Here is a 13,274-nt window from a genome sequence, read left to right on the forward strand (position 1 = left end):
GTCAGGCGGCGGGGTTGTCGGCGGTCGGGTTCACGGTCAGGGTGACGGGTCGCCCGTCGCGCAGCACCTGGATCGGCGCGTCCTGGCCGATCTTGAGCTGACGCACCGCCACGACCATCTCGTCGGCGTCGGCGACCTTGCGATCGCCCACCTTGACGACGACGTCGTTCTCCTTGATGCCCGCGCGGTCGGCGGGCCCGCCGGCGACGACGTTCTTGACCAGTGCGCCGGATGCGGTGTCGTTGCTCACCGACACGGCGTTAAGGCCGAGCGTCGGGTGCGACATCTTGCCGTCCTTGATGAGGCTCTCGACGACTTCCTTGACCTCGTTGACCGGGATCGCGAACCCGAGCCCACTTGCGCTGTCCGACAAGGACTTTCCGGCGGTGTTGATCCCGATGACCTCGGAGTTCATGTTGATCAGCGGACCGCCGGAGTTGCCGTGGTTGATGGACGCGTCGGTCTGCACGCCGTCGATCACGGTGTCGGTGTCCGAGCCGTCGCCCGACAGCGGGACGGGCCGGTGCAGCGCGCTGATGATGCCCTGGGTGACGGTGCTGCGCAGGCCCAGTGGCGCGCCCGCCGCGATGACCTCCTCGCCGACGCGGAGCTTCTCCGAGTCGCCCAACCGGGCCACCACCAGGTTGTCGACGTTGTCGACCTTCAGCACCGCGAGGTCGGTCTTGGGGTCGCGGCCGACGAGGTTGGCGGGCACCTCGTGACCGTCGTTGAAGACCACGGAGATCTGGTAGTCGGCCGGACTCTTCGCGGCATCGGAGATGACGTGGTTGTTGGTCACGATGTAGCCGCGGCCGTCGATGACCACGCCGGAACCCTGCGATCCCTCACCCTTGCTGAGGGCCTCGATGGTGACGACCGAGTCGGCGACGTCCGCCGCCACCTTGGCAAATCGGCTGGTCGGCTCCTGCTCGTCCCTGGCCCCGGTCTGAAGGGTCACCTTGGACGTCGTGAAGGCCGGGATGATCTCGGCGGTCTTGTTGCCGATGACGCCACCGATCCCACCGATCACCAGCGCGACGATGACGATGATCCCCAGCGCCACCCACGACACCCGGCCGCCGAACAGCACGTCGCGCACGCCGAGTTTGCCCACGGGACCCGAGGCCGGGGCCGACGGGCCGGGCGGGGGCTGGGCCGGCAGCCCGAGCGACGGCACGGCCGACGGGTCGCGCCACGGGTCGGCGGGCTCGTCGGGCAGCCCACGCTCGTGCTCGGCCTGCAGGGCGCCGGCGTCGGCGGGGTGGCGCTGCAGGCTGTCCGACGCGCTGGCGGGCCGGCCGAACGCGTCGGCGAGCACCGGATCGGGGGCCTGGTCGCGCGGGGTGTACTCGCCCTGGTCCTGATGCTCGGCGGCGTTCAGGAACGATCCGGTGACGCCGTCGGGCCGTCCGAATGCGCGCGTCTGCGCGGGGTCGACGGGCGGCCGCGAGACGGGCCGCGGCTCCATACGAGGACGATTGCCGGACTGGTCCTGGTTGGTCACCCGTGTTCACTCTCCGTAAAGGCGCGCGACCCTGTCGACGCACGCCACTGCCTGTGGCCCCACACCCTACCGGCGCTTGCGACGGGCACGCTGTGCGTCGTCGGCGAGCGGTGTGCCCAGGTCGTCGGCGGGAGGCTCCGGCGGGGCGTGGTGCGGGATCTGGGACAACGCGCCGAGCAACGACGTCGGGATGGCGATCGGATTCGAGTCCCGCAATGCGGCGCGCGCTTGCCCCTGGGCGTCGACCTCGGCCGAGCACTGCGGGCAGAGCGACATGTGGTGCGCCGCGCGCAGATGCGCGCTCATGCGCAGTTCGCCGTCGACGAACGCCGCGATGGCCTCGGTGGACAGGTGCTCGGTGGAGCCGAACCGGCGCGGGCCGACCGGCTGGTCGCTCTGCGACGCGAACTGGGTCGGCAGCCAACTGAATGCGCGGCGGAAGACGTGTGCCGGGTCGGCCATCGACCAGCTCCTCTCGCCCGTGACATGGTCTGTTCGGTTCAGTTCACCACACTCCAGCGCGTGCTGATTCGAATCTAGCGCGGCTGGTCGCCACGGACACCCCGGGAATTGACGCGGGCGAATCAGAACGAGGCGGCGGTCGCGTCCGCGAAGGCCTCGGGATGCTTTGCCAGGTACTCCCGCAGCGCTTGGCGCCCACGGTGGATGCGGCTGCGCACGGTGCCGAGCTTGACCCCCAGGGTCGCGCCGATCTCCTCGTAGGACAGACCCTCGATGTCACACAGGACGACGGCCGCACGGAACTCCGGCGGCAGCGAGTCCAGCGCCGCCTGCAGATCGGGGCCGAGGCGCGAATCATGGTAGATCTGTTCGGGATTCGGCTCGTCGGCAGGCACGCGGTCGTAGTCCTCGGGCAGCGCCTCCATGCGGATGCGGCTGCGGCGGCGGACCATGTCGAGGAACAGGTTCGTCGTGATGCGGTGCAGCCAGCCCTCGAACGTGCCCGGCTGGTAGTTCTGCACCGAGCGGAACACGCGAATGAACGTCTCCTGCGTCAGGTCCTCGGCGTCGTGCTGGTTGCCGGAGAGGCGGTAGGCCAGGCGGTAGACGCGGTCGGCGTGCTGACGGACCAGTTCGTCCCAGGACGGCATCGTGGCCTTGTCGCCGGTGGCGTCGAAGACGGCGGTGCCGGACAACTCCTCGGCCGGTTCGACCCAGTCGGCGTCACCCTGCTGGGCGAAGTGCGACATGAAAACCGGGGACGTGCTCGTGGTGGTCGTCGGATCCTCCAGATCGATCGGGTGGGCCAACTCGCGCGAGGCGGCTGGCCCGGTGGCGTCGGCCACGTCGTTCGACGTCGGCGCGACACCCGCGGCAACTGCATCGTCGCCATGGATATTCCCGGGTGCCCAGCTGTCGCCACGTTCCATGCGCCAACGCTCTCCTGCCCTCGTGAGGTCCGCATATGAGCAAACTGAACTTTTCCTGAGAAAGTGTCTTTCCCACCGCGGGAACTGCGGAAACCCCTCGATGCGGGACGCAATGTCGCGGGTGGGACGCGGGCGTGTCGGGGCGCCCGCCGCTGAGGATTCGCTCTACGCTTCGCCCATGGCCAGCAGCGACGACTCCGCCGGTCCGGACGCCAGGGCGAGCCGCGCCGACGCCATCGTCGCGCATGCCGAGAACTCCATCACCGAGGACGCCCTGACCGCGGCCGCCCGGGAGCGCGCGGTGGACAGTGGCGCCGGCGCCGTCACGCCCGCGGTCGGTGCGCTGCTCAGCGTGCTGGCCAAGATCGCCGGCGCCAAGGCCGTCGTCGAGGTCGGCACCGGGGTCGGCGTCAGCGGGCTGTGGTTGCTGTCGGGGATGCGCGAGGACGGCGTGCTCACCACCATCGACGTCGAGCCCGAACATCAGCGCCTCGCCAAGCAGGCCTTCGCCCAAGCCGGCATCGGACCCTCGCGCACCCGGCTGATCAGCGGGCGCGCCCAAGAGGTGCTGACCAGGCTGGCCGACGAGTCCTACGACCTGGTGTTCATCGACGCCGATCCCGTCGACCAGCCGCAATTCGTTGCCGAGGGCGTGCGGCTGCTGCGCTCGGGCGGCGCCATCGTGGTCCACCGCGCCGCGCTGGGCGGCCGCGCCGGTGACGCCGCGGCCCACGATCGCGACGTCACCGCGGTGCGCGAGGCGGCACGCCTCATCGCCGAGGACGAACGGCTGACGCCGGTGCTGGTGCCCCTCGGCGACGGCCTGCTCGCCGCCGCCCGCGACTGACTTCTCCTCCCTCCCCCCGGCGCCCGCCCTCTTTCTCCGCCGAGCAGCCGCAAATGTGGGCAAATCCTCGGCGTGTCGCGCACGTTTGCGGCTGCTCGCGGGAGGCATTGACAGCTGGCTGAACGTGCGTTTAGCCTATTGAACGTGCGTTCAGCCGACGACCTGACGACCACCGCCCGCATCCGCGACGCGGCGATCGAGCAGTTCGGCGAGCACGGGTTCGACGTCGGACTGCGGGTGATCGCCAAGGCCGCGGGCGTCAGCGCGGCGCTGGTGATCCACCACTTCGGCTCGAAGGAAGGCCTGCGCCAGGCGTGCGACGACGTCGTCACCGAGTCCATTCGCACCGCCAAGAGCGAGTCCCTGCAGTCGGCCGACCCCGCCGCGTGGTTCGCGCAACTGGCCGAGATCGAGTCGTTCGCGCCGCTGATGGCCTACCTGGTGCGCAGCCTGCAGTCCGGCGGCGACTTGTCGAAATCGTTGTGGCGCACCATGATCGACGATGCCGATCGCTACCTCGCCGACGGTGTGGCCGCAGGCACCATCAGGCCAAGCCCGGACCCTCGGGCGCGCTCGAGATTCCTGGCCATGACCGGCGGCGGCGGCTTTCTGCTCTACCTGCAGATGCACGACCGACCCACCGACATCCGCGCCGTGCTGCACGACTACGCCCAGGACATGGTCCTGCCCGCGCTCGAGGTCTACACGCACGGACTGCTCGCCGACCCGACCATGTACGAGGCCTTCGCGGCCCAGCAGGCCGCCGGCATCCCGATCGCCACCACGACGCAGGAGGACCGATGAGCGACGCACCTGCCATCGACGCCCGCGGCCTGACCAAGCGGTTCGGTCGCACGCGCGCACTCGACGGCCTCGACCTCGTCGTGCAGGCAGGCGACGTGCACGGCTTCCTCGGCCCGAATGGTGCGGGCAAGTCGACGACCATCCGCATCCTGCTCGGCCTGGTGCGTGCCGACGGCGGCCACGTCACGCTGCTGGGCGGCGACCCGTGGCACGACGCCGTCGCCCTGCACCGCCAGATCGCCTACGTGCCCGGCGACGTCACCCTGTGGCCGTCGCTGACCGGCGGTGAGACCATCGACCTACTGGCCCGCATGCGCGGCGGCATCGACGAACGCCGGCGCGCGGAACTCGTCGAGCGGTTCGAACTCGATCCGTCGAAGAAGGCCCGCACCTACTCCAAGGGCAACCGCCAGAAGGTCTCCCTCGTCTCGGCGTTCGCCTCCCGGGCCAGGCTGCTGCTGCTCGACGAGCCGAGCACCGGCCTAGACCCGTTGATGGAGAACGTCTTTCGGCAGTGCGTCGTCGAGGCCCGTGCCGGCGGCGCCACGGTCCTGCTGTCCAGTCACGTGCTCGCCGAGACCGAGGCGCTGTGCCAACGCGTCACGATCATCAGGGCGGGCACCACCATCGAGAGCGGCACGCTGGCCGACATGCGGCATTTGTCCCGCACGTCGATCACGGCCGAGATGATCGGTGCGCCAATTGATCTCAGCCGGATCGCCGGGGTCACCGACGTCCGCGTCGACGGTCGGACGCTGCACGCGAACGTGGACGACGCGAGCCTGGCCGAGGTCGTCAAGGCACTCGGCGACGCGGGCGTCCGCAGCCTCGTCAGCCGTCCCCCGACGCTCGAGGACCTGTTCCTACGCCACTACGGCGTCGGTGCGTCCGCCGGGGCGGTGACCTCGTGACCGTGCTGGACCGGCCGCACCCCGCCCACGCCGCGCCGCGCCACGGGCCGAACCTCTCGGGAACCGCTGTCCTGCTTCGCCTTCTGGCCCGTCGGGACCGCATCGTGGCGCCGCTGTGGGTGGCCGTGCTGTCGATCCCGCCGGGCGCGGTCTACGTGACGAGCATCGCGGCCGTCTATCCGACGCAGGCCGACCGGGCCGCCTTCGCCGCCACCATCATGGCCAGTCCCGCCCAGCGCGCGCTGTACGGCGTGGTCGGCGGTGACAGTCTTGGTGCCACGGGCATCTGGAAGGCGGGCATGCTGCACGTGCTGCTCGCCGTGGCGGTGATCCTGACCGTCGTCCGGCACACGCGTGCCGACGAGGAGTCCGGCCGCACCGAGCTCGTCGACTCGACGGCCATCGGTCGCTACGCCGGTCTCACTGCGGCGCTGCTGTTCTCGTGCGGGGCGTCGCTCGCGACCGGGCTGATCGCGGTGCTCGGCCTGCTGAGCGCCGACGTGCCCGCGGCGGGATCGCTCGCCTTTGGGCTGGCGCTGGCCGGGACGGGTCTGGTCTTCACCGGCGTCGCCGCGGTGACCGCCCAGCTCTCACCGAGCGCGCGCACCGCCCGCAGCATCGCATTCGCCATGCTGGCAACGGCTTTCACGCTGCGGGCGATCGGCGACGCCGGCTCGCGGGCTACCTTCCTGTCCTGGCTGTCGCCCCTGGGCTGGTCGCTTCAGGTGCGGCCGTACACCGGCGACCGGTTCTGGGTGCTGCTGCTGCACGTCGCGTCCACGGTGCTGCTCGTCGTCGTCGCCTACCGGTTGTTGGCGCACCGCGACGTCGGTGCGGGCCTGCTCGCCGACCGGCCGGGAGCGCCGCGGGCCGGCCGGACGCTGCGCGGTGCGTCGACCCTGGCGTGGCGACTGCACCGCGGCTCGCTGGTGCTGTGGACCATCGGACTGAGCTGCTACGGCCTGCTGATCGGAAGCGTCGCCCACGGCGTGGGCGACGAGATCGGCGGCGCCCGCGAGGTCATCGCCCGGCTCGGCGGCTCCGACCGCACGGAACAGGCGTTCCTCACCGTGGCCTTCGGCCTGCTCGGGATGGTGGCCGCGGCATTCGCCATCTCGGTGGCGCTGCGACTGCATCAGGAGGAGGCCGGCCAGCGCGCCGAGACCCTGCTGGCCGGCGCGGTCAGCCGAAACCGTTGGCTGGCAAGCCATCTGGCGTGCGCCCTGGGCGGTCCGGCGTTCGCGCTCCTGACAGCCGGGGTGCTCGCCGGGTTGACGTACGGCGCCTCGACGGGCGACGTCGAGGGCAGGCTCCCGGTCGTGGTGGGCATGGCCGCGGTGCAACTGCCCGCGGTCTGGCTGTTGGCAGCCGTGACCGTCGTCCTGTTCGGCGCGGCGCCGCGCGTCACGCCCGCGGCATGGGCCGTCCTCGTCGCGTTCGTCGCGCTGTATCTGCTGGGCTCGCTGGCTGATTCACCACACTGGCTGCTCGACCTCGAGCCCTTCGCCCACCTCCCCCACGTCGGCCTCGGCGACTTCCGGCCCGCGCCGCTGCTGTGGCTGTCGGCCATCGACGGCGTCCTGATCATCCTGGGCGCCATGGCATTTCGGCGCCGCGACCTCCGCTGACGAGACGGCCGCGAACGACCATCCGTCCGGTGCAGCGGGTCGTCATCCCCGGCACGAGGTGTCGGCATCATGCATCGTGAGGCACTGACGCTAACCTGAGTCGTGCGCACCACCATCGACCTCCCCGATGAACGGCAACCCCAGACGCAGGCCATCGCCCGAGACACGCGACGGACCTCGAGCGAGGACGTGCCGGCCCGCCGGCTCGCGGCCGCCGGACGTTCCGACGTCGGTACGCTCAGCTCGTGATCGAGCGGCCGTGCCCCGGCGGCGGCAAGCCGTGGACCGTCGACATCGCGGGCAAACCGATCTGCCCGCGCTGCCGCCGCGCGCTCAGTACCGTGGCGGGCAAGGGCAAGACGGTGCAGAACACTCCGCGGGTGCCTGCGCACGAGCGACCGGGGCGCGGTCAGCGCCGCGCCCCGACTCGCTAGATCCAGATGCCCTTGCCGACGGCGACGACGCCACCGGCGCTGATGGCGAACCGCTCGCGATCGCGCTCCAGGTCCACGCCGACGTGTTCGCCCGGCCCGACGACGACGTTCTTGTCGAGGATCGCGTGGCGCACCACGGCGCCGCGGCCGATCCGCACGCCGGGCATCAGCACACTGCCCTCGACGATCGCACCGTCGTCGATGACGACGTTCGACGACAGCACGGAATTGCGGACGGACGCCGCCGAGACGATGCTGCCCGCTCCGACGACCGACTCCTGGGCAGAGCCGCCGTTGACGAACTTGGCGGGGGCGAGGTTCTCCGGTTCTCCGCGGATCGGCCAGCGCCGGTTGTACAGGTTGAACACCGGGTGCACGGACACCAGATCCATGTGGGCGTCGTAGAACGCGTCGAGTGTCCCGACGTCGCGCCAGTAGCCGTGATCGCGCTCGGTGGAGCCGGGGACCTCGTTGTCGTTGAAGTCGTAGACCGCAGCCATCCCGTCGCGCACCAGCCGCGGAATGATGTCGCCGCCCATGTCGTGGTCGGAGTGGTCGTCCTCGGCGTCGGCCTTGATCGCGTCGACGAGCACCTTGGTCGTGAAGATGTAGTTGCCCATCGACGCGTAGGTCTGCTCGGGATCGTCGGGCGTGCCCGGGGGGTCGGCCGGCTTCTCGATGAACTCCCGGATCAGCCCCGAGTCGTCGGCGTCGATGCAGCCGAAGGCCGTGGCCTCGGCCCGCGGCACGCGGATCCCCGCCACCGTCGCGCCGGCGCCGCTCTCGATGTGGAACTGGAGCATTTGCTCGGGATCCATGCGGTAGATGTGATCGGCGCCGAACACCACGACGTAGTCGGGATCTTCGTCGTAGATCAGGTTGAGCGACTGCAGGATCGCATCACCGGATCCGGTGTACCAGCGAGGCCCGAGCCGCTGTTGCGCGGGCACCGGGGTGATGTACTCCCCAGCAAGCCCAGAAAGCCGCCAGTTCTGGGAGATGTGACGGTCCAGCGAATGCGACTTGTATTGGGTGAGAACGCAGATCTTCAGGTAGCGCGCATTCACCAGGTTCGACAGCACGAAGTCGATGAGTCGATAGGCCCCACCGAAGGGAACCGCGGGTTTGGCGCGGTCCGCCGTCAACGGGTACAACCGCTTGCCCTCACCGCCGGCCAGGACGATGCCCAGGACTTGTGGCAGTTCCTTCATGGGGTCAAACCTATCGGCCACCAGGGGCCGAGGCTAGGCATTGACGCTATTGGCCCTGGAATGGGGCGTGGCGAGATGTCGGTTTGCCGGTCAAGACAATTGGGGGTGACACGCCCACTGGCCTGCCCACGGTGAACTACGGTCGTGTCCATGCGAGTGGCGATGATGACGCGCGAATACCCACCTGAGGTCTACGGCGGAGCGGGGGTCCACGTCACCGAACTCGTCGCCCAGCTGCAGCACATGTGCGACGTCAACGTCCACTGCATGGGCAAGCCGCGGCCCGATCAACCCGACGTGCACGTCGCCGCACCCGATCCCGCCCTCGACGGCGCCAATCCGGCGCTGACGACGCTGTCCGCGGATCTGGTGATGGTCAATGCCGCCGCGGGCGCCACCGTCGCGCACTCGCACACCTGGTACGCCGGCCTGGCGGGTCACCTCGCCGCGCTGCTGTACGGCATTCCCCACGTGCTGACGGCGCATTCGCTGGAGCCGATGCGGCCGTGGAAGGCCGAACAGCTCGGCGGCGGCTACCGGGTGTCGTCGTGGGTCGAGCGCACCGCGGTCGAGGCGGCGGACGCCGTCATCGCCGTGAGCTCCGGCATGCGCGAGGACGTCCTGGCCACCTACCCCGCGCTGGACCCGGATCGAGTGCACGTGGTGCGCAACGGCATCGACACCGAGAAGTGGTATCCCGTCGCGTCGGGCGCGGGCGGTGAGACGTTGGCGCGCATCGGCGTCGACCCGTCGCGGCCCATCGTGGCCTTCGTCGGACGGATCACGCGGCAGAAGGGTGTCGCGCACCTGGTGGCGGCGGCGCATCAGTTCGCCCCGGAGGTGCAGCTCGTGCTGTGCGCAGGCGCCCCGGACACCCCGGAGATCGCGGCCGAGGTCGGTGGCGCCGTGGAGGAGCTGGCCGCCGCGCGCAGCGGCATCTTCTGGGTGCAGGAGATGCTGCCGGGTGATCAGATTCGCGAAATACTGTCAGCGGCAACGGTTTTCGTGTGCCCTTCGGTATACGAGCCGCTGGGCATCGTCAACCTCGAGGCGATGGCGTGTGCGACGGCGGTGGTCGCCTCCGACGTCGGCGGCATCCCCGAGGTCGTCGCCGACGGCGAGACCGGTCTGCTGGTCCACTACGACCCCGCCGATGCGGCGGGCTTCGAGAGCCGCCTGGCCGAGGCCGTCAACGAGCTGGTCGCCGATCCCGAGCGAGCCGATCGCTACGGCCGCACGGGCCGCCAGCGCTGCATCGACGAGTTCTCCTGGGCCCGGATCGCCGAGCAGACCCTGGAGATCTACCGACTGGTGTCCAGTTAGGAGCGACGCGGCGCGTGGCCGTCAGGCCGTGACGTTCTTCAGTTCGTCGCCGAGTGCGGCGGCTTCGTCGGGGGTGAGTTCGACGACGAGGCGCCCACCGCCCTCCAGTGGTACTCGCATCACGATGCCCCGCCCCTCCTTGGTTGCTTCCAGAGGACCGTCTCCGGTCCGGGGCTTCATCGCCGCCATCGAGTGCTCCCTTCCGCAGTGCTCCGGCCCGCCGGGGATGAACCGGGCGGATCGGGTTGGGCCGGACTGCCCACTCGGCGACAGCACACGGCGTTGAACTGATCTTCGCCCCATTGTTCCCTATCCGGACGCTTCGGTGTGCAAAGACCCGACTTAGACGCTGCGTGCCACGCTGGGAACCCAGCAGGACTCGAGATGGTCGTCCACCATCCCCGTGGCCTGCATCAGTGCGTATGCCGTCGTCGGGCCCACGAATTTGAAGCCGCGCCGTTTGAGGTCCTTCGCCATCGCCGTCGATTCCGGGGTGACGGCGGGGACGTCGGACATCGCGTGCGGGCGCGGGCGCGGAGCGGGCGCGAAGGACCACAACAGTTCGCTCAGATCGACGTCGAGGGCATCGACGGCCCGCGCGTTGGCGATGGTCGCCTCGATCTTCGCGCGGTTGCGGACGATCCCCGCGTCGGCCATCAAACGCTCCACGTCGTCGTCGCCGAAGCGCGCGACCTTGGCCGCGTCGAAGTCCGCGAATGCGCGCCGGAAGTTGTCCCGCTTGCGCAGGATGATGAGCCACGACAGGCCACTCTGGAACGCCTCGAGGGTGACCCGCTCGAACAGTTCGCGGGCGCCGCGCAGCGGCCTACCCCACTCCTGATCGTGGTAATCGCGGTACAGCACCGAGTCGGCCGTCGCCCAGCGCTCCCCCGTGAAATCGGCCCAGGCGCAACGGATTCGGCCGTCGCCGTCGAGCACCGCGGTCATGACTCGTCGCGTCGCTCGGCGCGTCCGGTCAGCGCGCCCTCCTGCTCGTCGACGCCCTCGGGCTCGGCCGCGGCGTCGGAGTCGGGCACGAAGTCGTCCACGCCGTAGGCGGCCCGCAGCGCGGCGACCTGGCCGTGCAGCTGGTCGAGTTCCTGGCCCAGCCGGTCGAGCACCCAATCCACCTCGGACACTTTGTAGCCGCGCAGGGTCTGGGTGAACTTGAGCGCCTCCACGTCGGCGCCGGTCACCTCGGAGGCGGGCAGCGCGGTGGCGGTGGTGGCGCGCGGCAGCGGTGGCAGCCGTTCACCGCGCCCGAAGAGCACGCTGCCGACGCCGAAGAGCACGATCGCCACCAGGATCAGCACGACCAGGTACAGAAGGATCAACGTCACGACGTCGATACTGCCGGAACGGTCCGACAGCGCGCTCAGCGAGGGCGCAGCGTGACCATCGGCGGCCGGTCGGCCAGCGAGACCGTCGAGGTGCGCGCGGTGTAGTCCTCGCCGTCGGCGTAGAACTGCGTCAGCCCGACGCCGGAGTCCGGCACGCCGCAGCGCGACAGCAGGGTCGCGATCACCTGGCGGCTCATCGCCGCCAGCTCGGTCAGCGGACGGTTGCGGTGCGTCCGCACCCCGAGGTTGACCTGGGCGATGGCATCGAGGCCAAGCCGGTCGTAGGTGTCGATCAGCAGGCCGATCTCCACCCCGTAGGCCGGCGCGAACGGCAGCGCCGTCAGCAGCTCACGGGTGCCCGCGTACTCGCCTCCGAGGGGCTGCAACAGGCACGTCAGCTCGGGGCGCAGGGCCGCCAGCAGCGGGCGGGCGACCAGCTCGGTGACCCGGCCGCCACCGTTGGCGTCCTCGCTGCCGCTGACCTTGAGCGGGCGCCGGTAGAACCCCTTCACCAGGTGGACGCCGTCGGTCGTCAGCAGGGGTCCCAGCAACTTGGGCACGAACATCGGATCGGGATCGATGAGGTCGGAGTCGACGAACGCCACCAGGTCCCCGGTCGTGGCGGCGAGCGAACGCCACAGCACCTCGCCCTTGCCCGGCTGCGGGGCGACCTCGGGCAGCGCGGCCTCCCGGCTGACCACCCTGGCGCCGGCGGCCACGGCGCGGATCTCGGTGTCGTCGGTCGAGCCGGAGTCCAGCACGACGATCTCGTCGACCAGGCCGCCGAGCAGCGGCGTGATGGTGTCGACGACCGAGGCGACGGTCTCCTCCTCGTTGAGCGCGGGCAGCACCACCGAGACGGTCCGGCCCGCCTTGGCGGCCTCCAGCTCGGCGACCGTCCAGCTCGGCCTGCGCCACGTGCGGTCGGTCAGCCACGGATGACGGTCCACGGCCTGCGCCGAGTCGAGTTCGGGTACGAGGCTCATGACAGTCCCCTCACGGTCCGCGCCGGTGGGCGCACGCCCTGGATCGACGCGACCATCTCCAGCACGCGTCGGGTGGGCCCCACCTCGTGGACGCGGAACATCGCCGCACCGGCGTGCGCGGCGAGTGCGGTCGCGGCCAGCGTTCCCTCGAGGCGTTCGGTCAAGCCCACTCCCAGAGTCTCCCCGACGAAATCCTTGTTGCTCAGGGCCATCAGGACGGGCCATCCAGTGTTTACAAGGTCGTTTACGTGGCGCAACAAAGTAAGACCGTGGTGAGTGTTCTTGCCAAAGTCGTGCGTCGGATCGATCAGAACGGCGTCCCTCGCGACGCCCGCGGCGACCGCCCGCTCGGCGGCGGCGGTCACTTCGGCGACGACGTCGTCGACCACGCCGCGCTCGGTCAGGCCGTAGTTCACGCGGAACGGCCGGGTGCGTGGCACCGCGCCACCGGTGTGCGAGCACACCAGCCCGGCGCCGAATTCGGCGGCCACTTCGGGCAGCCCCGGATCCGAGCCACCCCAGGTGTCGTTGATGAGGTCGGCGCCCGCGGCACACGCCTGCTTGGCCACCGTCGCCCGCCACGTGTCGACGCTGATCAGTTGGTCGGGATAGGCGGCCCGCAACCACTCGATGAACGGGACGACCCGCGCGATCTCCTCGTCGGCGTCGACGACGTCCCCCGGGCCGGCCTTGACCCCGCCGACGTCGACCACGTCGGCCCCCTCGGCGACCACCCGGTGCACGGCGGCCTTGGCCGCCTCGTCGGTGAAGGTGGCTCCGCGGTCGTAGAACGAGTCCGGCGTCCGGTTGACGATCGCCATGATCATGGCGCGATCACCGGCTACGGGACGGCCGAGAAACGTCGCCTGCATGCCATCCAGGCTACGGCCGCTCC

Annotated in this window: 15 protein-coding genes; 6 read left to right on the top strand and 9 right to left on the bottom strand. The window is 70.3% G+C overall.

Annotated elements, in window-relative coordinates:
* Position 1: 1 nt before the first annotated feature.
* From htrA to sigE, 3 genes are all read right to left on the bottom strand, one after another.
* Entirely contained in the window at positions 2–1,504 is a 1,503-nt protein-coding gene (gene htrA / locus G6N60_RS20605; RefSeq protein WP_163740738.1) for a serine protease HtrA, read from the bottom strand.
* A gap of 66 nt (positions 1,505–1,570) precedes the next feature.
* Positions 1,571–1,966: an anti-sigma E factor RseA gene (gene rseA, locus G6N60_RS20610; RefSeq protein ID WP_163740740.1), complete on the bottom strand. Its 396-nt coding sequence runs from the start codon at positions 1,964–1,966 to the stop codon at positions 1,571–1,573.
* Positions 1,967–2,088: 122 nt separating this feature from the next.
* Positions 2,089–2,895 carry an RNA polymerase sigma factor SigE gene (gene sigE, locus G6N60_RS20615; RefSeq protein ID WP_163740742.1) on the bottom strand — a complete coding sequence of 269 codons (807 nt, stop codon included), beginning with the start codon at positions 2,893–2,895 and terminating at the stop codon, positions 2,089–2,091.
* A gap of 178 nt (positions 2,896–3,073) precedes the next feature.
* On the opposite strand from sigE, the gene G6N60_RS20620 reads away from it, so the two are divergent.
* The 5 genes from G6N60_RS20620 (at position 3,074) to G6N60_RS20640 (ending at position 7,519) form a co-directional block, all read left to right on the top strand.
* Positions 3,074–3,742: an O-methyltransferase gene (locus tag G6N60_RS20620; protein ID WP_163740745.1), complete on the top strand. Its 669-nt coding sequence runs from the start codon at positions 3,074–3,076 to the stop codon at positions 3,740–3,742.
* Between the two features lie 144 nt (positions 3,743–3,886).
* Positions 3,887–4,546 (top strand): TetR/AcrR family transcriptional regulator, encoded by a 660-nt coding sequence (locus G6N60_RS20625; protein ID WP_163740747.1) that lies wholly within the window; start codon positions 3,887–3,889, stop codon positions 4,544–4,546.
* Complete coding sequence (locus G6N60_RS20630) at positions 4,543–5,457, top strand: ABC transporter ATP-binding protein (RefSeq protein ID WP_163740749.1); 915 nt, start codon at positions 4,543–4,545, stop codon at positions 5,455–5,457. The genes G6N60_RS20625 and G6N60_RS20630 overlap by 4 nt, the downstream gene beginning before the upstream one ends.
* Complete coding sequence (locus G6N60_RS20635) at positions 5,454–7,085, top strand: ABC transporter permease (RefSeq protein ID WP_163740751.1); 1,632 nt, start codon at positions 5,454–5,456, stop codon at positions 7,083–7,085. Before G6N60_RS20630 ends, G6N60_RS20635 begins: the two co-directional genes overlap by 4 nt.
* A gap of 245 nt (positions 7,086–7,330) precedes the next feature.
* A complete protein-coding gene (locus G6N60_RS20640; RefSeq protein WP_163740753.1) occupies positions 7,331–7,519 on the top strand; it encodes a hypothetical protein in 189 nt (62 codons plus the stop codon).
* Here the strand turns inward: G6N60_RS20640 and glgC are convergent.
* Positions 7,516–8,730, bottom strand: coding sequence for a glucose-1-phosphate adenylyltransferase (gene glgC / locus G6N60_RS20645; protein ID WP_163740755.1), 1,215 nt, complete (start codon positions 8,728–8,730; stop codon positions 7,516–7,518). The genes G6N60_RS20640 and glgC overlap by 4 nt on opposite strands.
* Positions 8,731–8,880: 150 nt before the next feature.
* On the opposite strand from glgC, the gene glgA reads away from it, so the two are divergent.
* Positions 8,881–10,053 (top strand): glycogen synthase, encoded by a 1,173-nt coding sequence (gene glgA / locus G6N60_RS20650; protein ID WP_179969720.1) that lies wholly within the window; start codon positions 8,881–8,883, stop codon positions 10,051–10,053.
* 21 nt (positions 10,054–10,074) lie between these two features.
* Here the strand turns inward: glgA and G6N60_RS20655 are convergent, their stop codons facing one another.
* The 5 genes from G6N60_RS20655 to folP all read right to left on the bottom strand — a co-directional run bounded on the left by G6N60_RS20655 (position 10,075) and on the right by folP (position 13,251).
* Positions 10,075–10,242, bottom strand: a complete 168-nt coding sequence (locus G6N60_RS20655) for a DUF3117 domain-containing protein (RefSeq protein ID WP_069392118.1) — start codon at positions 10,240–10,242, stop codon at positions 10,075–10,077.
* Positions 10,243–10,395: 153 nt separating this feature from the next.
* Entirely contained in the window at positions 10,396–11,001 is a 606-nt protein-coding gene (locus G6N60_RS20660; protein WP_163740757.1) for a DNA-3-methyladenine glycosylase I, read from the bottom strand.
* On the bottom strand, positions 10,998–11,393 hold the full coding sequence (locus G6N60_RS20665) for a DivIVA domain-containing protein (protein ID WP_163740760.1): 396 nt from the start codon (positions 11,391–11,393) through the stop codon (positions 10,998–11,000). Before G6N60_RS20665 ends, G6N60_RS20660 begins: the two co-directional genes overlap by 4 nt.
* 35 nt (positions 11,394–11,428) lie before the next feature.
* Positions 11,429–12,379, bottom strand: a complete 951-nt coding sequence (locus G6N60_RS20670) for a glucosyl-3-phosphoglycerate synthase (protein ID WP_163740762.1) — start codon at positions 12,377–12,379, stop codon at positions 11,429–11,431.
* Positions 12,376–13,251 carry a dihydropteroate synthase gene (gene folP / locus G6N60_RS20675; RefSeq protein ID WP_163740764.1) on the bottom strand — a complete coding sequence of 292 codons (876 nt, stop codon included), beginning with the start codon at positions 13,249–13,251 and terminating at the stop codon, positions 12,376–12,378. The genes G6N60_RS20670 and folP overlap by 4 nt, the downstream gene beginning before the upstream one ends.
* Between the last annotated feature and the right edge of the window lie 23 nt (positions 13,252–13,274).

The sequence above is a fragment of the Mycolicibacterium madagascariense genome (genome assembly GCF_010729665.1).
Classification (GTDB): domain Bacteria; phylum Actinomycetota; class Actinomycetes; order Mycobacteriales; family Mycobacteriaceae; genus Mycobacterium; species Mycobacterium madagascariense.